This window comes from Undibacterium sp. Di27W (genome assembly GCF_049340345.1).
Lineage (GTDB): Bacteria > Pseudomonadota > Gammaproteobacteria > Burkholderiales > Burkholderiaceae_D > Undibacterium.
Map to the genome: position 1 here is coordinate 285466 of NZ_JBMPOS010000005.1, position 20610 is coordinate 306075.

Genomic DNA, 20610 nt, shown 5'->3' on the forward strand with positions numbered 1-20610 from the left:
GGGCTGAAAAAAACCGCCTTATTTATCTTTCAAAATAAGGCGGTAGGTACATGTACAAATATGTTCAGCAAATTACTTACCTGCGGCAACCTCAGTCGCACGCAGTTTGGCTGCCAGTTTGTCGAGTACACCATTGACATACTTGTGCCCATCGAGACCACCAAAGGACTTGGTCAACTCTACCGCTTCATTGATGACGACACGGTAAGGGATTTCTATGTGGTTTTTCAATTCATAGGCACCGATCAGCAAGGCTGCGTGCTCGATAGGCGACAATTCAGCAATGCTGCGGTCTATCAAAGGGGCAATTTGCTCACGCAATTCTATGGATTGTTTGATAGCACCGTGCAACAGGGAGTCAAAATGCTCTCTGTCCGCCTTCTCAAAGCCGTGGGCTTCACGAATATGGGCTTCAATCGCGCCGGAATCTTCATTGTTCAGCAGCCATTGATACATGCCCTGCAAGGCAAATTCGCGCGCACGATGACGTGGCGAACGGTTCTTGCTGGGATTGGCGTGTAGTGTTTTATTATTCATATCTTCTCTTACCGTATCTTACTTAACTTACTTATATTACTTAACTTACCTAATTTAAAGCTAGGTGATCATCGTTCAGACTCAAACTTAAATGCGAATTTAAACTAAAGCCCGAGCAAGACGATCAGGCATCGTAATGCACATCTTCCGTGGCTTCTGCCAGTTCTTCCAGGGCCAGGGTCAGGTTGGCCATTTCTACAGCAACGCGGGCGGCATCACGGCCTTTTTCCTGCATGCGTACTTCCGCCTGTTCATCATTCTCTGTCGTCAGGATAGCATTGGCGATAGGAATGCCTGCATCCAGGCCTACGCGGGTGATGCCAGCGCCGGATTCATTGGATACCAGCTCAAAGTGGTAAGTTTCACCACGGATAACTGCGCCCAGGGCGATCAGGGCATCGAATTGATTGGTTTCTGCCAGTTTTTGCAAGGCCAGCGGCACTTCCAGTGCGCCCGGCACAGTCACGTGCAGGATATCTTCATTAAGTACGCCCAGCAATGACAATTCTGCCAGGCAGGCATCCAACAAGCCCTTGCCGATATTGTCATTAAAGCGTGCCTGCACAATACCTACGCGTACGCCTGCGCCATCCAGATTTGCTTCGTAATGTCCAACTGTCATAATATTCTTTCTTGCGCTTTTCGCGCCTGATGTGATTGAGGTGGTGCAAGCACTGAGCTACAAATCGCTGGCAGTGCCCTGCGTCCTTATTTGTCTGCGCACGGCTTATCGAGATACCCAACAACTTCGAGATTAAATCCTGTCATGGATGGCATCTTACGTGGATTGGCCAGCAATTTCATCTTGCCCACGCCTACATCCTTCAAAATCTGTGCACCTATACCATAATTGCGCAAGTCCATGCGTGCGGCACGGCCGACTGGCTTGGTTTCTGGTGTATCGAGTGCCTTGAACTGGTCAAACAACTGCTCTGCAGTCTCGCCACAGTTGAGCAAGACGATGACGCCGGAATCCGCCTTCTTGATGGCGGCCATGGCTGATGCAACATTCCAGGAGTGCGTAGTGGCCTGGCTTTCCAGCAAATCCATGATGGAAACCGGTTGATGCACACGCACCAGTGCTTCTTTTTCACGGCTGATATCGCCATGCACCAGTGCCAGATGGGCAGAACCGCTAGGCTTGTCGCGATATACCAGGGCCTTGAAGCTGCCATGCACGGTGTGCATTTCACGCTCAGCCACACGGTCAACGATACTCTCTGTCTGGCTGCGATAATGAATCAGGTCGGCAATCGTCCCTATCTTCATATCGTGTTCTTTGGCGAACTCAAACAAATCAGGCAGACGGGCCATGGTGCCGTCGTCCTTCATGATTTCGCAAATCACCGATGCCGGGGTCAGGCCAGCCAGCTCCGCCAGGTCGCAACCAGCCTCAGTATGGCCTGCACGCATGAGGACGCCGCCTCTTTGCGCCTTCAGCGGGAAAATATGACCAGGCTGGACGATGTCAGCAGCAGTGGATTTCTTGTCCACGGCAACCTGTACCGTGCGGGCACGGTCAGCAGCAGAGATACCAGTGGTCACGCCTTCAGCCGCTTCTATCGACACGGTGAAGTTGGTGCCAAAGGAGGTACCATTACGGCTGGTCATCATGGCCAGGTTCAACTGATCGCAACGCTCTTCTGTCAAAGTCAGGCAAATCAGGCCGCGACCAAACTTGGCCATGAAATTGATGGCTTCCGGCGTAACGAACTCGGCAGCCATGATGAGGTCGCCTTCGTTTTCTCTATCTTCTTCATCAACCAGTATCACCATGCGGCCAGCGCGCAATTCGGCAACGATTTCCTGGGTAGTAGACATGCTCATAGGGGGATATCCTGAACCGGGCCACAGACGCAATAACACAAAATCGTCAGGCCACTGGTTTTTCAGTGCAAATGAATGAAGTCGCTATTTTAAAGGATTTACGCCTGCTCTTCCCGTGCTTTATGTCTATTTATATGCTGCCCAGCTTGATTTGAGCCTGATTCAGAAGGATTTTTCTAGATTTGCAGCTGGCCTTGTGCAATTTCTATCACTTTGCCACCTACCTGTATGCTCTTGTCTACAGCCACATCCAGATAAAGCTGGCAGGGCCGTCTGACTTGCGCGCCCTGGGCTATGCGCATGCTGACTGGCAAATCACGACCCTGATGCTGCCACCAGCCGCCCAGATTGGCGCAGGCAGAACCTGTGCCAGGGTCTTCTGCAAAGCCACCAGCCTGCTTGACAAAGAAGTAACGCGCTGTCACGGACAGGCGCTCATCACCTGGCGCCGGATCATCAAATGCAAATACATAGACAGACTTGCGCCCCAGGCTATTGGCAGGCCAGATTGGCAACTTGCTGACGTCTGGTGTGGCCCGCAATACTGCCTCACGCGAATTCAGGGCTAGCAACATTTGTTCGCTACCTGTGTTGATCCATAAAGGTAGTGAATGAACGTCACTCTCATTGAGCCCCAGCAAGGAAGCCGCCTGAGCGATAGACAAGCCACTTGCCCTGACCAAAGGCTCGCCTTTATGCGGCGTTGTCAATGTCCATATGCCATTGTCCAGACGCAGATCTACCGGACCTGCCTTGCATTCCAGATTGACCTCGGTGGACTTGGTAACACTGCCAACCACCTGCGCCGTGCCCAGGCTGGGATGTCCGGCAAAGGGCATTTCTGTATCCGGCGTAAAAATGCGCATTTTTGCAGTAGCAAAGTCAGACTGCACAATAAACACTGTTTCTGACAGATTGAATTGCAGAGCCAGTGCCTGCATTTGCGCATCCGACATGCCCGTGGCATTTTCAAACACACAAAGCGGGTTACCCCCTAGCGTTTCTTCGGCAAACACATTCAAGAGGCGAAATGCGTAGTTAGTCATCGTTTTTCACTATTCTTTCTTCAAATAAATCAGACCAGGGTCGATTTGGCATGGGCGACATTGACTTCTGCCGGTAGCAAAATGCTGTTTTTTACCGCCGTCAATTCAGCCAGTATGGAAATCGCTATCTCGGCAGGCGTCTTGCTGCCTATATACAAACCTATGGGACCGTGAAGTTTTGCCAGTTGCTCATCATTGAGATCAAACTCCTTCAATCTTTCCCTGCGTTTGGCATTATTAATGCGGGAGCCTATGGCACCAACATAAAACGCCTCTGACTTCAAGGCTTCCATGAGCGCCAAGTCGTCAAGTTTGGGGTCATGCGTCAGGGCGACGACGGCGCTACGACTATCCAGTTGCATTTCCAGCACCAGATCATCAGGCATGGCATGAATCAATTGCACACCCTCAACTTGCCAACCACTACGGTATTCTTCACGCGGGTCACAGACTGTGACCTGGTAATCCATACCGACCGCGATACTGGCCAAAAAGCGCGATAACTGCCCTGCTCCTATGATGAGCAAACGCCAGCGTGGGCCATGTACGGTAGTCAAAGCTTCATCACTAATCTGCAATTGCTGGCCTGGCTCGGCCCTGTCCAGCGTCACTTCACCGGTACGCAAATCCAGCCGCCTTGCCAGCAATTCATGCCTTTGCAGGCCCTGCAATAAAATGTCAAGCTTGCTGCGTGAGGACAAGGGCTCTATGGCCAGTTCTATCGTGCCGCCACAAGGCAGGCCAAAACGGTGCGCTTCATCTGCGGTAATGCCATAGGTAACAATCTCTGGCAGGTGACGCTGCATACCTTCACGTTGCACTCTTTCTATCAAGTCGTCTTCTATACAGCCGCCAGAAACAGAACCCACTACCTGCCCATTGCCTGCAATAGCCAGCGTGGCTCCTTCCGGCCTGGGGCTGGAACCCCAGGTCTTGATGACGGTGACCAGCTCACAGGGTTGCCCTGCTTTGATCCAGGCGTCGCAGGTCTTCAGTACTTCGAGGTCTATGCTGTCCATTGTTTCCCAGTAAATTCAAACTGCGCAGGCAAGCTTGGCTACGCCAGCCTTCAGATATTTCAGTTAAACCAGAAGTTCCCCGATATGCTGGGAAAACTTGCTCATGGATCATTTTCGCACGATTTGACTATCCGGCCAGCCCATAGAAATTATCTATACAAATTGCATCAAATCCTGGGTTTCTTTGCATTACAATGCCAACCAGACCACAAACTGGAGACCCCCTTGTCCACCATCAAACAAAGATTAGCCGCCGTACCCGAAGGCGCAGGTGCACTGTTTTTCATACAGATTTTCGCCACCCTCGGTTTCGCCGTCCTGTACTCTACCCTGGTACTGTATGCCACCAAAAAGCTTGGTTTCACCGCCAAGGATGCGACCGCCATTATGGGCGTATTTGGTGCCTTCAATTATGGTCTGCATTTGTTTGGTGGTTATCTGGCGGGGCGCTTTATCAGCAACCGCAACCTGTTTGTCGGCGGCATGATTCTGCAAGTGATAGGTTGCGCGACTATTTCTACAGGCACTTCAGCCACTATGTACTGGGGTCTGGCGTTTTTCCTGACGGGCAGTGGTCTGAACGTCACCTGCCTGAATCTGATGCTGACTCAGCGCTTCAAGCCTGAAGATAATCGCCGTGAAAGCGCGTTCTTATGGAATTATGCAGGTATGAACCTGGGCTTTTTCATCGGTTTCACCGCTGCCGGTTATTACCAGTTGCAGGAAGACTATGCCAGCCTGTTCATCTTCGCTACCATAGGCAACTTCATGGCCATCGTGCTGGCAGCAGTCAACTGGCGCAGGTTATGCGACTTGAACACGACACTGCTCGATGCCACCGCAAACCAGTTCCGCTGGCGTTTTCTGGTCGGTCTGGCGGTCATGGCTGGCCTGGTACCGCTGGTTGAATTCATGCTGCACCGCGCTGAGATAACTGGCAACCTGGTCATGATCATCAGCGTTGCCATTGCTGTCATTTTCATTGTCCTGACTGCCATTCATAAAGAGCCCCGCGAACGCAATAATATGACGGCCTATGTCTTGCTGACGTTGGGCTCGCTGGTATTCTGGACACTGTATCAAATGGCTCCCATGGGCTTGCAACTGTTTGCTGTCAGTAATGTAGACCGCATGGTCTGGGGTTATGAAGTTGCGCCACAATGGATACAAAACATCAATAGCTTCGTCATTATGTTTGGTGGCCCACTGATGGCGATGTTGTTCGACAAGCTGCGTGCCAAGGGATGGAATATTGATATCCCACGCCAGTTCTCTGCTGCACTTATTCTCATCGGCCTGGGTTTTCTGGTTCTGCCCATCGGTATAGCGACTGCTGCCAGCAATGGCCTGGTGGCATTCAAATGGATTTTTATCAGCTACATCCTGCAAAGCATTGCCGAGCTGCTCATTTCGCCTATCGGTTACGCCATGATAGGCAAACTGGCACCGCGCCAATATCAGGGCGTGATGATGGGTACCTGGATGCTGGTCACAGGCACAGCCTCTATCCTGGCCAGCAAATTCTCAGGCTTGATACCTGAGGCGACCGAAGGTCTGGCCTCATCCACCAACCCAACCTTTAACTACATCTTCTCCTTGCTGGGCTGGAGCAGTGTTGGCGTGGGCATCGTCCTCATTATCCTGATCCCTGTCTTGCGCAAACTGATTACTGATGGGCCGGCCAAGGAGGCATCGACAGCAGCAAATCCGTTGACGCAGACTGAGCAGGCAACACCGGCATAACAAGAAAAGCAACAGGCAAGGCGGGCACGAGAAATGTGCCCGCTTTTTTTATTCCTGGATGGGAGTAAAACGCATGACTTCTGCGCCATTGATCTGCAGCATTTCAAAAAAGACGGACCTGGGTCTGGTCCAGATGGACCCATCATGCGAGCGATAGACTATGACGGGGCTTAGGTCAGATTCTTGTGTCGCTTCACACACCAGTTCATAAATCCCGCCTTTGTAGTGGCGAAAGCGTTGCACACCCCTGGTCTTTATCAAGGGCACCGGCTCAGCATCAGCCGCAATCTCAGCCGCTCTGTGCTTTTTTAAAAATGCTGGCACCTTTACTGCGGCCAGCTTGTTAATGTCCTGCAGCAAACGCGGGTCTATCGCAGGATATCCATAACGCTGCCCCAGCTCAGTGGCAATATGCAACATCAGCGCTGATGCGACTTCTGCATCCGCTTCTGCCCTATGAGCAGCACCTTTGAAACGTATACCCATCGAAGCCGCCAATGGCCCCAGAGAATAAGTGCTCAAGCCAGGAAAGACTCTGCGCGCCAGTTTGACGGAACAAATCACGCCATCGTGGGCTGGCCACAAGCCCAGCCTGTCACTCTCGGCCAACAAGAATTTTTCATCAAAACTGGCGTTGTGCGCTGCCAGCGTATCGGTACCGATAAACTCCACGAGCTCAGGCAATACTTCAGATACTGGCGGTGCTTTATCCACCATAGCCTGGGTAATACCTGTCAATTCAGTAATAAAGTAAGGGATACGCACATTGCTATTGATGAGGCTGACATAACGGTCAACTATTTCACCACCGACGATGCGCAAGGCTGCCACTTCGGTAACGCGCCCTCCCTGGTCTGGTGACATGCCGGAGGTTTCAAAGTCAATCATGACTACAGGTTTTTCAAACATCATATTTTTTTCACTAGCGGGAACTTATGAAGAGCAATACAATCTATCAGTATCTGGCGTCAATAAAAATCTGTGACGCTCGTTAATTATTATTCACTTTCAACCCTCAGGACTCGGGTATGCAAACTGCAGCGTCACTAGCAACACCGTGGTGCAGCCAGGCTTTTCAGCACTGGCGACGTAGTTTTGCGCATGTCCCTGGCCCCAGCCCCATTAAGTTCGGCTAGTTCGACTAATCTGCGCTATCTGCCAGATGCCCCCGATGATACGGTAAGAATCGCTGTTCCAGTTTGCTCAGTCTTAAGCAGCATTACCTATCATCCATCTTTGCTTTTTTTGCTCCATCCTGGTTGCGCATAGACGCCCAGACCTGTGTCTTACTATTCATTTCATCAAGAAAAAGGACACGGGCAAATTAATGTGTTGCTCATCATGAAAAATAAAATTTTAGGAATATTTTCACTCCCGGAACGGGATTTATTACGCGATCTTATCTATAGACGTCTGTGGACCTCGATACTGATCAGCTCTTTTGGGGCCCAGGTCACCATGCTGGCGCTACCGCTGACTGCCGCGATTTTGCTGCACGCCAGTGCCACCCAGATGGGGATGCTGACCTTCATGGAAATCCTGCCCTTCGTCCTGCTGTCCCTGCCCTCTGGTGTATGGCTGGATAGGGTACGCAAGTTACCTGTCTACGTCGTTGGCGAAATCATGATTTCCCTCTCTGTCGCCAGTGTGCCTCTGGCCTGGTGGTTGGGCTATCTGAACATGACTTGGTTATATATAGTGGGTTTCATGATAGGCGTGGTCAATACCACGGCTGGTACGGCATCGCAAATCGTCCTGACCCAACTCGTGCCACGCGAGCGTCTGGTCGAAGCACATGCAAAAAATGCCCTGGCCACTTCAGGGGCTGAAGTGGCAGGCCCCGCCACTGCCGGTGCCTTGATCAAACTGCTGGGTGCCCCTATCGCCCTGCTGGCCGACGCCATCCTGTTGCTGACCTCGGCTGTGATCCTGCGTGGCATCCATGTCAATGAAGTCAGGGAGCCGCGTGCTGACGCGCACTTCTGGCGCGATTTGAAGGCAGGACTGTCTTTTGTCGCCAATAAACCGCTGCTGATTGCGCTGGCACTGACAGTAGGTGGCTGGCAGCTTTGCTATAACGCTGCCCTGGTCGTGCAAATCCTGTTTGCCACGCGTGAACTAGGCTTGTCTGAGCAGGCAGTTGGTCTCAGCTATATGGGCATGGGTGTAGGTACCATTATCGCCAGTGTGTATGGCAACCGTATAAGCCGCAATATCGGGCCTGGCCCGTGTATGGTGCTGGGCGTGGCGGTTTGTGGTCTGGGTTGGGGTTTGCTGGCTTTGGCACCGACCAATCACTGGGGCATAGCGGCATTTGGTTTCATGCTGATGTGTTTTTCCATAGGTGGTGTGCTGATTTTCATTAACTTCCTGGCGCTGCGTCAGGCTGTCACGCCTGAAGCCATGCTGGGCCGCATGACCAGTACCATGCGCTGGCTGATCCTGATACCTGCAGGCCCCGGTGCACTCATAGGTGGCTGGCTGGGCGAACACATGGGCTTGCGCTATGCCCTGGGTTTCGCTGGCATCGCCGCTTTGCTACTGGCAATCGTGGCGGCAAAAAACCCTGTAATTCGTGGCATTACTGTCTTGCCACGCTTAAGCAAACAGGAAGAGATGCAGCAAGTTTAAGTATGGCATTGCAAATAGCTTGAAAAAAGCGTGATAATGCGCGGATATTTATGTTTTTTAACAATCCCCCTCAGGAGACGGAGGGGGATTGTTTATTCGCCGCGCTGAAATGGATACCCCCTCTTATTCAGCTTTTTTTGACAACAAATAGGTAGACCAATGCCAAGAGAAATGTCAACGCCTGATGCCAAACCGGGGTTCAAGCCCTATATTCCTGCTTCAGCTCAACTCCCCGAAATGACCGCAAGAGCCCTGATCATGGGTGTATTACTTGGTATGGTCTTCGGTGCATCATCCCTGTATCTGGTACTCAAGGTTGGTTTGACTGTCAGTGCCTCAATACCAGTGGCTGTAATTGCGATTACCTTGTTCCGCATGGGTAACAAGCTGGGCGCGAAAGACGCCACCATCCTGGAAAACAGTATTACCCAGACCGCTGGTTCAGCTGGTGAATCCCTGGCTTTTGGCCTGGGCGTGACCATGCCCGCCATCCTGATACTGGGTTTTGACCTGGAAATTTCCCGCGTCATGCTGGTCGGTTGCCTCGGTGGCTTGCTGGGTATTTTGCTGATGATCCCCATGCGCAGAACCATGATCGTGGAAAAGCATGATGAGCTGAAATACCCCGAAGGCACGGCCTGCGCCGAGGTCTTGAAAGCCGCAGCGACTGACTCTTCGCGCGAAGCAGCCGGTGAAACAAATAATCCAAATGCAGCAGATGATGCCAGCAAACGTGCGGCAATTATCTTTGGTGGCTTTGGTATAGGTTTGTTGTACAAGATCGCCAACGTCGCTTTGAAAGGCTGGAAAGATACACCGGAAGTGGTATTTGGTGCCCCACTGAAAGGTGGCTCGCTGGGTGCTGAAGTCTCTCCGGAATTGCTGGGCGTAGGCTATATCATCGGCCCGCGCATTGCTTCCGTGATGGCAGCTGGTGGTGTCATGTCTTATCTCTTGCTGATACCGATGATCAAGTTCTTTGGTGATGCTTTGAGTGTGCCACTGGCTCCCGGAACCAAGCTGATCAGTGAAATGAGTGCACATGATGTGCGTGGCGCCTATGTTTTGTATATCGGCGCTGGTGCAGTTGCTGCCGGTGGCCTGGTTAGCCTGTTGCGCGCCATGCCTACCATCTGGCGTAGTTTGTCGGCTGGTTTGTCTGGCCTGGGCAAAGGTGCAGCATCAGCAGTTGCGCCGTTGCGTACCGATCAGGACATCCCCATGAAATGGGTAGTCATTGGTGCCCTGGCAATTATCGCCATTATCACTTTTGCGACACCGCTGCATATGAATTTCCTGGGTGCGCTGCTGATCCTGGTATTCGGCTTCCTGTTCGCCACGGTATCTTCCCGTCTGACAGGTGAGATAGGTTCTTCTTCCAATCCTATTTCTGGCATGACAGTAGCGACCCTATTGTTCACTTGCCTGATCTTCCTGATCATGGGTTGGACTGGTGGTCAGTACTATGTAACGGCCCTGTCTGTCGGGGCGATTGTGTGTATTGCTTCCAGCAATGCCGGTACAACCTCGCAGGATTTGAAAACCGGTTACATCGTCGGGTCTACACCGCGTTTGCAACAGTATGCAATTCTGGCTGGTGCGCTGTCTTCTGCGTTGATCCTTGGCCCTATCCTGCTGAAGTTGAATGACTCTGGCACAGTCTATGTCCCGGCTGCGCAAGTTGCTCCTGCACTGGCTACAGATGCATCAAAACTGACAGACACTGCACAATTGCAAGGCCCGCAAGCTGATACAGATAAAGGCACTTACAAGGTTTGGCACAAGAACGACAATGTCGGCGGCCCCGCTGGCAAATACTTTGTCGACAATGCTGGCAAGGCCGTTTATCTGGTTGACCCGGGTATCAACGGTGCTTACAACAAGCGCCCTGATGGTACTGAAGTCAAGAAATACGATGCCCCTAAAGCCGTGCTGATGTCCTATATCATCAAAGGTATTCTGGACAGGCAACTACCATGGACCCTGGTCTTGTTTGGCGTGATGATAGCGCTGGTACTGGAAATGGCTGGCATACCATCGCTGGCCTTTGCCGTCGGCGTGTATTTGCCTTTGTCATCCTCTGCCCCGTTATTTGTCGGCGGCATGATACGCTGGGCGGTAGACCGTCGCAATAACAAGCTGGAGCACAATAAGCATCTCTCTGAAGAAGAGAAACAGGCAGCGGGTGACCGCAGCTCTGGCGTCTTGCTATCGTCCGGCTATATTGCGGGTGGCGCACTGGCCGGTATCGTGATTGCCTTTACTGCTGGCATCCTGACCGATTTCGACAAGAAAATCGGCGACTGGGCAACGCTCAATAACCCCTTCTTTGAAGGCGTCAATGCCAATGCCCTGTCCATGATCCCTTATGTCCTGATCGCGATTGCGCTGTACTGGGTAGGCAGGGAAAAGAAAACAAATTGAAATTGGCATAAGCGTGGTTAAAACGGGAGAATAAGCTGACAGCTCGACCATAGTTAGCTTCTCCAGTTTTATTTAAGCATGTAAGGCTTGATTGTTAATGACAATCAAGCCTTTTTTCATTTCGTGCGGCAGGCATTTGACTACATGAGCAATATCTTTCAAAAAGAATAAAACTTAGCTTGTATTTAGCAAATAACTTACTACTATGCTTGCGAGTAGTTATCTTTTTTGCATTCACATTGTATAAGTTATTGTGTAACAACAGCCCGCAGAATTGCATGTGCAGGATCAGCAGGTTTGATATCCCAGGAGAGTGAAATGCCTACGCGCGAGAGAAAAGACGTCTACAAGCTTCCAGCAGGTGACAATACCCTGGAATGGTATGGTAAAGCCGTCGCAAAAATGCGCACGCGCCCTGCAACCGACCCGACCAGCTGGAGTTATCAGGCAGGCATACATGGTTTTCAAAAGGAAAATCCGTATTGGGCCCATGTAGGGCCAGTGCCCTCGCCTGGTCAGCAAACTGAATACTGGAAACAATGCCAGCATGGCAGTTGGTATTTTTTGCCCTGGCATCGTATGTACCTGGCCTATTTTGAACAGATAGTCGCCAAGACCATTGTTGATCTGGGTGGGCCGCCAGGCTGGTCTCTGCCTTTCTGGAATTACAGCGATACCAGCAACCCTAATGCCACCAAATTGCCACCCGCCTTTATTGCGGGGACTGCCGCCAGCAATCCCCTGCAAATGCCAGCTGCCGGGCAATATCCTGGCCGCAGGCATAATTTTGTCGAGCACAAAGACGTGACTTTAGCTGCCCTCAGAACACTGGTATTCCAGGGTGCTCCCACAGGCGTGCCGCCGGGCTTTGGTGGACCAGTCACGGGGTTTTCCCATAGTGGCAAGACGCATGGTGATCTGGAACATCTCCCGCACGATATGGTGCATGTGGACATAGGCGGTGCCATGGGTGACCCAAGAACGGCAGGCCTGGATCCGATTTTCTGGTTACATCATGCAAACATTGATCGCCTGTGGCAAGTGTGGCTCAATCTGGGTCACTCGCGTCACAATCCTGTGGATACCGCCTGGCTCAATTTTGCTTTCGATTTTCATGATGCAACTGGCACGCCCAAGGCATTAAAGGTTGCCGAGGTCCTTGACACCACCAAAGTGCTTGGTCATGGCTATAGCTACCAGGGTGTGCCCACTTCACCACCAGCTACAGCCGCTGCCGAAACCATGTTTGCCAATAAACTGTTCGCAGCCGCGCCTGGCGATCTTGACGATGGCATGCCACCAGAAGTGGCTGCAGCGACGGACACCAGCCTGACACTGGATAGATCAAACACAACGACCAGCCTGCAATTGATCAGCTCAGGTCGTAAAACTGGTAGCCTGCATCGCTTTAACACAGCACTGCCAGGCCTGGTGGGTGCGACCGCGACAGCCAATACCAGTCATGTTTATTTGAACTTTGAAAACATCACCGGCAAAGGCGTACCACCGGCATATGACGTGTATTTGAATTTGCCTGATGAAAATCGACCTGATGATGCTCACTTTGCCGGTGCACTACCTTTCTTTGGAGTAGAAGCTGCCTCCAGCAAAGACAGTCAACACAATGGCAGCGGCCAGCATTATGTGTTCGATGTCAGTGATATCGTCAGCACGCTCAAGGAAAACAGCCAATGGGACCCGCAACACTTGAAAGTACATTTGCAGCCACGTGAAACTCCAGAGCCAGGCTGCACGATAGAGATTGGGCGTATCAGTCTGTATGTGAAATAAAGCGAAAGGGCAGCGTTCATAGGGTAACTGATGGGTACTGACATGCTTAATAAATTGCTTAGCAATATTTGCCTGGCATGGAAACCGCTATGGACGCCGCCACGTCCCTCACAACTGTTACCTCAATGGCGCTCATACAGGCAGCTAAGCCTGCCGCAAATGGCAGGCAAATTACTCAAGCCAGGATTTTGGCAAAATTGGTTGGCGCGCTACCCGCAAACCTGGTTATGGCTATGGAGTAGTCTGGCCTGGGCTATTCTCATCCGCAGAATGCTGACGCAATACCGCATGCCTGATATATGCCGTAGTACGCCGCAACTGTTTGACGAGCAATTTTTCAATATGGGCATCAATTGGGGCTTGATGATAGCAGCGATGATGCTCCCGCTCTTGAGCGAACAAGTCCAGCATGTTGCCTCACGTATGCCCAGTCGCATGCGTAACACGGCAATACACTGGTTTTTGCTGGCTTACATATTGCAATGGCTGCTTACTGGATTGCTGGTTTATGTACTGTCTGGCAGCGCCTTCACTGCCCTGAGCAATTTGACTGAACAAGTAGCCTGGCAAGCAAAATGGCGCAGCGCCCTGCCCGCCCTGGGATTTGCCCTGGCCGCTGCCTGGGTATATTCACCCATGAAACGTGCTGCACAGCTGAGTTGCAGTCGCACCATACCCATGCGCATACAAGCCTGGGGGGCCAGTGTAGATAGCCTGCGCTTTGGCATATTGATTGCCAATTTTTGCTTGCGTACCTGCTGGACACCCATGCTGGCATTGATGCTGGCTCGACATGGCATATTGCTCATGATGCTGGTAGCATCATTGCTGGCTTACGAACGCTATTTCCTGAATTACCGAAGCCGCGCACTCGCGCATGCCTGGGCCAGCATGGCGCTGGCATTTTTGTTACTGAGCATATTCAAAACTTAGGATACACCTGTCATGAGCAGCCCCAGCACTATTGCCGCAAAAAATGAAATACTAGTGCTAGGATCGGACTTGCTTGACGTGCAACTTGATTTATCCCAGCCCAGAAACTTGCCAGCCAATAAAATTGCCCTGCCCGGCCTGGGCGGCAGCCAAAGCGCTCAATTATTACGTCATGCCTATCTGTGTTTCGAGCACATCACCGGTCATGGTACGCCGCCAGCTTACGACGTCTATCTGAACTTGCCACCTGCCGCGCAAGCCATGCTGAAGCAGCCAGCTCATGGCGACATGGATACTCAGCTTGAAAGCCAGCATTTTGCTGGCACCCTGGGGTTTTATGGACTTGAATCGAGTTCCACACCTGGACTGGAACACAATGGTTCAGGCATGAATATCATTCTTGATATTACGGACTTGCTCAAGGGCTTGCGTAATCGCAGTGACTGGAGTGAGCAAGCCCTGCATGTCAGCTTGTTACCCCGCGAGCCAATGACTGCCAATGCAGCCGCAAGCATAGGACGTATCAGCCTGCAAGTAGTAGCAACATGAAACCTGCATGAAAATACCTGCTGAAATATCGATGAAGTGGCTGCAAATGCGCCAGAGCAAGTACAATATCTGCATATTATTTACCCGGAAGCCGCCATGTCAGCACCCCAAGCCGTTGTCGATTGCAAAAACCAGCCCGTCACCGTCGGCGACATTGTTCGCATTGTCAATCTCGACAAGCGATTTATCAAAAGCTTTCCTGAAGATGAACGCATACTCATAGAGTCGATGATAGGTCAGTTTTTCAAGGTCATCGCCATGGATGAAGAAGGCCAGCCCTGTGTCGTGCGCGAATGGCATGATGAGCGTGGCATCATGCAAACCCATGTGATTGCCCTGGATGCAGAAGATATGGAAAAAGTATAAGCATTTTCCTTACACAAACAAAAAAGCAGCCCAGGCTGCTTTTTTAATATGGTCAAACGATCAAAATCTAGCCTGCCATCATTCCATCAGCGAATATAGTCAAACAATGACAAGCTCGATGTTTTGACAAAGGACTGCTGGGCCGCCTGCAAAGTCACTTGCTGCTGATTGAGTTGAGTAATCGCCTGGGCATAATCCAGATCAAGCAATGAAGACAAGTCTTGCTTGAAGGCCACGCCCTTGGCATCACCCTCACTATCGAGGTCGTCAATTTCCTTGAGACTGGTGCCGAGTTGCGCACGTACAGTCAAGACATTATTAAGTGACTTGTCGACATTGCTATTACCCTGGTTAAGCGCTGCCGTCAGGTCTTTCTTGGCAGCGCCATTACTGGCAGGGGTATTCAAGGCATTGATGATGTCTGTTACTGTTTCAAATATGTTTTGATTGCCAGGTTGCACTGAGAATTTATCACCAGGAGCAGGCACAGCCGATGGGGGCACTGCAGCATCAGTGACACTCAAGTCTATGCCGTCAAAGGTAATCGTTGCTCCACTCACGTAGGGTGTCAACGGTACTACCACAGTACCTGTAGTCTTGTTGGTGACGGTAAACGAAGTACCCAGATTATCAAAGGCGACTTCATAGTTATTACCCGTCAAATTTGCTGAAGTTGCCACATTGATACTGGCAGCGGCCGCTGCCTTCCCAGAATTGGAGGGATTTGGCTGGACATTGAATTGTCCTGGCGAGGTACGGATATTTTCAAAAATTTCAGTGCCTGGCCCGCTCAATGGTATTTGCCTGGAAGTATCTGCCTGGATAAATCGTTGACCCAAGTCGCCATTGTAAGTAGCACCACCAGCTTTTTTGGTATAGGGCGCTGTTGTCGTATTAAAACCAGAAAACAGATAATTGCCTGTGCCATCGGTAGAATTAGCCTGACCAAACAACTGATCCAGATTGCCTTGCAATTGCTGGGCGATAAAGCCACGTTCAGTATCAGAATAAGTACCGTTGCCCGCTTCAACAATCAGGGTTTTAATGTTGTGCAGCGTGTCAGTCACATTACCCAGCACACTTTCGGAAGCACTGAGGTTGTTCTTGGCTGCCTGCCGGTTTGTCGCCAGCTGGGTATTGAGGGAATCGGATTGGGAAATCACCAGTGCCCGCGCCGAGGCAATCGGATCATCAGCGGGGGTCAGCACGCGACGTCCTGCGGCAATTTGCTGCTGGGTCTTGTTCAAGCTGGATTGCAGATCACTGATCCTGGATCCAGCGGTTTCATATATGGTGCTAGTACTGATACGCATAATAACCTCTATCTACCTATCGCCAGTATGGTGTCCAACAATGTCCCGGCTATTTGCATCAATTTGCCTGCAGCCTGGTAAGCCTGCTGGTAGCGCAATAGATTTGCTGCCTCTTCATCCAGATTCACGCCGGACTCTGATTGTTGAGCAGCGACATTTTGTGCCAATAATTTTGTTTCTGACTCGCTGGTAATTTGCACTTCATGTGCCTTGTTGCCAACCAGGCTGACGAACTGGGCATATCCCCCCTGGAAAGTCGTGGTTTTACCGCCTATGGTGTTTTGCGTTTGCAGACTGCTCAAAATGACCGCATTGCGATTGTCACCAGACCCATTGGCATTCGGTCCTATATTAAATACATCGCCATTGGCAGGGCTACCAGATACTGAAAAGCTGATGCCGTTATAGCTGATGGTGGAGCCAGCGGTATAAGGTATTGCGGAACCTGCCGGGTAACTTGTCGAGGTATTGCCATTAGTCACCGTCACATTGGCAGTTGCCGGGAAACCTGTCAGTGTATTGGCTACCGAGTTATAAGTCAGCTTGGTAGCTGCCACCGGCAAGGCAGCCGACAAGGTAAAGGTATCGCCATTGGCTGGCGGTGCCGCACCATTAGTAATAGCAAAACTGATACCACTGAAACTGATGGTCGCACCACTGGTATAAGGTACGGTTGCAGGTGGTGGATAATTGGTCGTTACCGCCCCCACTTTTACAGAAACAGTAGCACCAGCCGGAAAGCCGGAAATGGTATTAGCTGGCGAAGCAAATGTCAGATTGACTGGTGCCGCCAAAGTCGTTCCCAGAAAGGAATCGTCCGCTGTGGCAGCGCCTATGGTCGCCGTGGCAGAATTACTGGCAGATGACACTTGTGAATTCGCTACGCCTACACTGATCTTGCCGCTACCTGTATTGGTGGTCGGGAAAGACGTAGTCAAAGGCCCTGCTGCTGCGAGTTTTGCCGGATCTTGAATCGCAACAGATAAACTGGAACCGCCAGCGGCCGTTGGCCTGATTAAAAATTCATCACCGGCAGCAGGCACAGCCGCAGCTGGTGGCGGTGCCAGCTGGAAATTAATCCCGTCAAACTTCAATGGCAAGCTTGCCGTTGTCTGTGAGACACCGTCGGACAAACGGGTGATCTTGTAATTACCACCTATGAATTGCAAGCGATAATCACTTGTGGTCAGAGCAGTAGTATCAGTAATGCTGGCATTAATCGCCGCGGTGGAGACGTTCAGCGAGCTTGGGGTGGAGACGGGCCCAGCAATATTAAAGAAATTACCACCAACCTGACCATTCAAGTCCAGCCCCAGTTTTTGCTGGTCATTGAACTGCGTTGCCAAACCTATGGCGATCCTGCCTATGCCGTTTTGCGCCGCATCCAGGGTATTCGCCCTGAAATCAAACAAACCACCCAGCTGACCACCAGCAAAACTATTTTCAGGCAACAACACCGAACCGCCATTGGTCACATAAGAAACCTCAGTACGGGTAGGGTCAGTCCGCGACTGGCTGACTTGCAATTGATTGACAATACTACCCAGCACCAAAGGCTGGCCATTACCAATAAATACATTGTATTTGGCACCTTGCGGTACCACGCTGACCTTGGTCAACTTGCTTAACTCGGTCACCAGTTGATCACGCTGATCCAGCAAATCATTAGGACCGCTACTTGATGAGCCTTGTGCCTTCTCAATAACGTCATTTAAATTAGCCAGCTCAGTCGCATAACTATTGATTGAGCCGACTACTGTGCCAATCTGACCATTCACATCAGCAGAGATTTGATCAAGACGGGTTTGCAATCCATTGACGCGCCCCGCCAGCGACTGAGCCGACGACAATGCCGCCTGGCGCGCAGCAGCACCGGCTGTGCCATTGGGACTGGCAGCCAAATTCTGGAAAGCTTTGAAAAAATCCTGTAGGGCTGGCGTCACGCCCGATGTCGGATCCGCCACCAGATTATTGATCTGGCTGATCTGGTTGTAATACACATCTGCCTGATTTTTAGCAGATTGCGATGCATTGACTTGCCCGCCTAAAAAAGCATTGTACTGTCTCTGTATCGTGGTAACCGACACCCCTTGCCCTATGAAAGAGCCACCAAGATTTTGTGGCTCATTGGCAGCTTGCAAAATGGTTTGTCGGTTATAACCAGGAGTTGATGCATTGGCAATATTGTGGCCCGTGGTAGAAATACCCAACTGCGCTGCATTCAGCGCCGATTGCCCAATACCAAATATATTTGAACCCATAATTGAACCTGCTCTTTTGCTAAGTTAGCTACCCAGTGCTATCAATCATGTTGTCGGTGCGTTTCAGTAAAACTTTAATCTGATTGCACTTTCATTGGGGCAACTTACATTGATTTATGTTGAAAGGGAGTTTTTGATGATCTTTGTTAGCTTATTAGCATACTCAGGATCTGTGGCATAACCTGCTTTTTGCAAGCCCTGGGCGAAACTTGTTGCATCTTTCGCATTGGCAAGCACATTTTCATAGCGTGGATTCTTGGTGATCAATTTTGCATAATCCTTGAAAGCATCTGCATAAGTATCATAAGACTTGAATTTTTCCACTTTGCGCTGGGCCACGCCATTCACATACTCTGTAGTGACAGCATCGACTGTCTTGCCTTTCCAGCCCTTGGTCGCCTTCATGCCAAAGATATTATGGCTGCTTGAACCATCAGCAGTCTTGATTTCACGACGCCCCCAGCCACTCTCCAGAGCCGCCTGGCCCAGCATGAATTTGGCGGGAATACCTGTTTCCTGGCTCGCCTGCTCGGCATGAGCCGCCAGTTTTTCCTGGAATTCACGGACATGATTGGGGCCAGTGTATGCTGTTTTAGGCGCATTGGCTGGCATTTGCTCAAACTTCAGGTTATCCAGATAAGTATTAATACCGCGCATGCTGGCCGAAGTGTTGGCATTATTAGCATTGCTGCCAGCGCCAGTATCCGTTTCCAGTGCCTGGTTCATGGCATTATTGGAGAGTTGCCTGACCAGAACATCTGCCAGACCTACCCCCTTCTTGGCCATGGTCTGTGACAATTGCTGGTCCAGCATGGAAGTGTACATGCGGCTTTGTTCGCTATCAAAGGGGCCATCCTGACCACCAGCCTGGCGCATGGATTTCAGCATTATGTTCATGAACAGTGCTTCAAACTGCTGCGCCGCACCCTTGATTGCATCTGGCGAATTATTTCTGGCCGACTGTTTCAGCTCATCAAGGCCTTTGCTGTCGAAGGCCGTTTTATCAGTGAAATCGGTGCGCCCTATCATCACGATTCCTTAAATGATTTCCAGGTCTGCACGCAAGGCACCAGATGCCTTGATCGCCTGCAGTATGGCAAGCAAATCTTGGGGCGTTGCACCTATGGCGTTCAAGGCTTTCACCACGTCAGCCAGTGATACGCCAGCCTTCAGCATCAATAATTGCCCGGCGTCTTTGGTAATCGTGACCGTAGAATTAGCATTGGCGGCAGTCTGACCAGCCGCCAGGGCATTGGGCTGGCTGACGGCATTGTCTGTATTGATGACCACTGACAGGTTGCCATGTGCCACGGCACAGGTTTCCAGCGTCACAGCCTGATTCATGACGATAGAGCCAGTCCTGGCATTCAAGATGACCTTGGCAGCCATTTGTGCTGGTGTCACGTCTATATTTTCCAGATTACCCAAAAATGCCACGCGCTGGTCCGTCACGAGTGGCGCTTTCACCTGGATGACACGCCCGTCCATGGCAGCCGCAGTATCCGGACCAAAGCGACGGTTGATTGCATCGACAACGCGGCTCGCGGTAGAAAAATCCGAGGTATTCAATTCCAGTTGTATGGTGCTACCCTGCGCAACCGAGTTTGGCACTGCCCTTTCCACCGTTGCGCCAGATGAAATTTTACCTACGCTTAAATGATTGACTTGTGCCTTGCTGCCATTGGCTGAGGCGCCAACGCCACCAACCAACACATTCCCCTGCGCCATTGCATAAATCTGGTTATCTGCACCTTTCAAAGGCGTCATCAGCAAAGTGCCACCACGCAAGCTTTTGGCATTGCCCATGGACGATACGGTGATATCCAAAGTTTGCCCTGGCTGGGCAAAGGGAGGTAAAGAAGCCGTGACCATCACGGCTGCCACATTCTTTAATTGCAGACTGGTACCAACAGGAATAGCCACACCCAGTTGCTGTAACATGCTGATGATACTTTGCACCGTAAATGGTGTTTGCGTAGTCTGGTCACCACTGCCATCCAGCCCCACCACCAGACCATAACCCAGCAACTGATTTTGCCGTACGCCCTGTATGCCAGCCAGATCCTTGATACGCTCGGCTCGGCTTTCCGTCGCGATCAGGGCAGCCATAAAGGCTGAGGCAAGAAAAATAGCCTTGATCAATCGGGAGATGGAAAGTACGTTCATAAAA

Annotated in this window: 17 protein-coding genes; 7 read left to right on the forward strand and 10 right to left on the reverse strand. The window is 51.1% G+C overall.

From position 1 onward, the window contains the following. Positions 1-72: 72 nt before the first annotated feature. The 5 genes from nusB to ACO0LF_RS12905 all read right to left on the reverse strand — a co-directional run bounded on the left by nusB (position 73) and on the right by ACO0LF_RS12905 (position 4429). The gene (gene nusB / locus ACO0LF_RS12885) at positions 73-537 is read right to left on the reverse strand and encodes a transcription antitermination factor NusB (protein ID WP_110253024.1); all 465 of its coding nucleotides are present in this window, start codon (positions 535-537) and stop codon (positions 73-75) included. A 124-nt stretch (positions 538-661) separates the two neighbouring features. After that, on the reverse strand, positions 662-1159 hold the full coding sequence (gene ribH, locus ACO0LF_RS12890; RefSeq protein ID WP_110253023.1) for a 6,7-dimethyl-8-ribityllumazine synthase: 498 nt from the start codon (positions 1157-1159) through the stop codon (positions 662-664). 86 nt (positions 1160-1245) lie between these two features. Further along, complete coding sequence (ribBA, locus tag ACO0LF_RS12895; RefSeq protein WP_423014475.1) at positions 1246-2364, reverse strand: bifunctional 3,4-dihydroxy-2-butanone-4-phosphate synthase/GTP cyclohydrolase II; 1119 nt, start codon at positions 2362-2364, stop codon at positions 1246-1248. A 176-nt stretch (positions 2365-2540) separates the two neighbouring features. After that, positions 2541-3410, reverse strand: coding sequence for a PhzF family phenazine biosynthesis protein (locus ACO0LF_RS12900; RefSeq protein ID WP_423014477.1), 870 nt, complete (start codon positions 3408-3410; stop codon positions 2541-2543). A gap of 29 nt (positions 3411-3439) precedes the next feature. Next, the gene (locus ACO0LF_RS12905) at positions 3440-4429 is read right to left on the reverse strand and encodes an XdhC family protein (protein WP_423014479.1); all 990 of its coding nucleotides are present in this window, start codon (positions 4427-4429) and stop codon (positions 3440-3442) included. 225 nt (positions 4430-4654) lie between these two features. On the opposite strand from ACO0LF_RS12905, the gene ACO0LF_RS12910 reads away from it, so the two are divergent. Continuing rightward, on the forward strand, positions 4655-6172 hold the full coding sequence (locus ACO0LF_RS12910; protein WP_423014481.1) for a peptide MFS transporter: 1518 nt from the start codon (positions 4655-4657) through the stop codon (positions 6170-6172). Positions 6173-6220: 48 nt separating this feature from the next. On the opposite strand, the gene ACO0LF_RS12915 is transcribed toward ACO0LF_RS12910, so the two are convergent. Continuing rightward, on the reverse strand, positions 6221-7084 hold the full coding sequence (locus ACO0LF_RS12915; protein WP_423014483.1) for a DUF1653 domain-containing protein: 864 nt from the start codon (positions 7082-7084) through the stop codon (positions 6221-6223). 429 nt (positions 7085-7513) lie between these two features. On the opposite strand from ACO0LF_RS12915, the gene ACO0LF_RS12920 reads away from it, so the two are divergent. The 6 genes from ACO0LF_RS12920 (at position 7514) to ACO0LF_RS12945 (ending at position 14866) form a co-directional block, all read left to right on the forward strand. Beyond that, on the forward strand, positions 7514-8803 hold the full coding sequence (locus ACO0LF_RS12920; protein ID WP_423014485.1) for an MFS transporter: 1290 nt from the start codon (positions 7514-7516) through the stop codon (positions 8801-8803). A gap of 171 nt (positions 8804-8974) precedes the next feature. Beyond that, positions 8975-11227, forward strand: a complete 2253-nt coding sequence (locus ACO0LF_RS12925) for an OPT family oligopeptide transporter (RefSeq protein ID WP_423014487.1) — start codon at positions 8975-8977, stop codon at positions 11225-11227. A 318-nt stretch (positions 11228-11545) separates the two neighbouring features. Next, the gene (locus tag ACO0LF_RS12930) at positions 11546-13018 is read left to right on the forward strand and encodes a tyrosinase family protein (RefSeq protein WP_423014489.1); all 1473 of its coding nucleotides are present in this window, start codon (positions 11546-11548) and stop codon (positions 13016-13018) included. Positions 13019-13060: 42 nt separating this feature from the next. Then, a complete protein-coding gene (locus ACO0LF_RS12935; protein ID WP_423014491.1) occupies positions 13061-13951 on the forward strand; it encodes a DUF2182 domain-containing protein in 891 nt (296 codons plus the stop codon). A 12-nt stretch (positions 13952-13963) separates the two neighbouring features. Further along, positions 13964-14500, forward strand: a complete 537-nt coding sequence (locus tag ACO0LF_RS12940; protein ID WP_423014493.1) for a hypothetical protein — start codon at positions 13964-13966, stop codon at positions 14498-14500. A 96-nt stretch (positions 14501-14596) separates the two neighbouring features. Next, positions 14597-14866, forward strand: a complete 270-nt coding sequence (locus ACO0LF_RS12945) for a hypothetical protein (protein ID WP_423004126.1) — start codon at positions 14597-14599, stop codon at positions 14864-14866. An 86-nt stretch (positions 14867-14952) separates the two neighbouring features. Here ACO0LF_RS12945 and flgL read toward each other — a convergent pair whose 3' ends face one another. The 4 genes from flgL to ACO0LF_RS12965 all read right to left on the reverse strand — a co-directional run bounded on the left by flgL (position 14953) and on the right by ACO0LF_RS12965 (position 20549). Beyond that, positions 14953-16179, reverse strand: a complete 1227-nt coding sequence (flgL, locus tag ACO0LF_RS12950) for a flagellar hook-associated protein FlgL (RefSeq protein ID WP_423014495.1) — start codon at positions 16177-16179, stop codon at positions 14953-14955. 8 nt (positions 16180-16187) lie between these two features. After that, on the reverse strand, positions 16188-18440 hold the full coding sequence (gene flgK / locus ACO0LF_RS12955) for a flagellar hook-associated protein FlgK (protein WP_423014497.1): 2253 nt from the start codon (positions 18438-18440) through the stop codon (positions 16188-16190). Positions 18441-18554: 114 nt separating this feature from the next. Further along, a complete protein-coding gene (flgJ, locus tag ACO0LF_RS12960; protein ID WP_423014499.1) occupies positions 18555-19469 on the reverse strand; it encodes a flagellar assembly peptidoglycan hydrolase FlgJ in 915 nt (304 codons plus the stop codon). Between the two features lie 9 nt (positions 19470-19478). Then, on the reverse strand, positions 19479-20549 hold the full coding sequence (locus tag ACO0LF_RS12965; protein ID WP_423014685.1) for a flagellar basal body P-ring protein FlgI: 1071 nt from the start codon (positions 20547-20549) through the stop codon (positions 19479-19481). Positions 20550-20610: the final 61 nt, after the last annotated feature.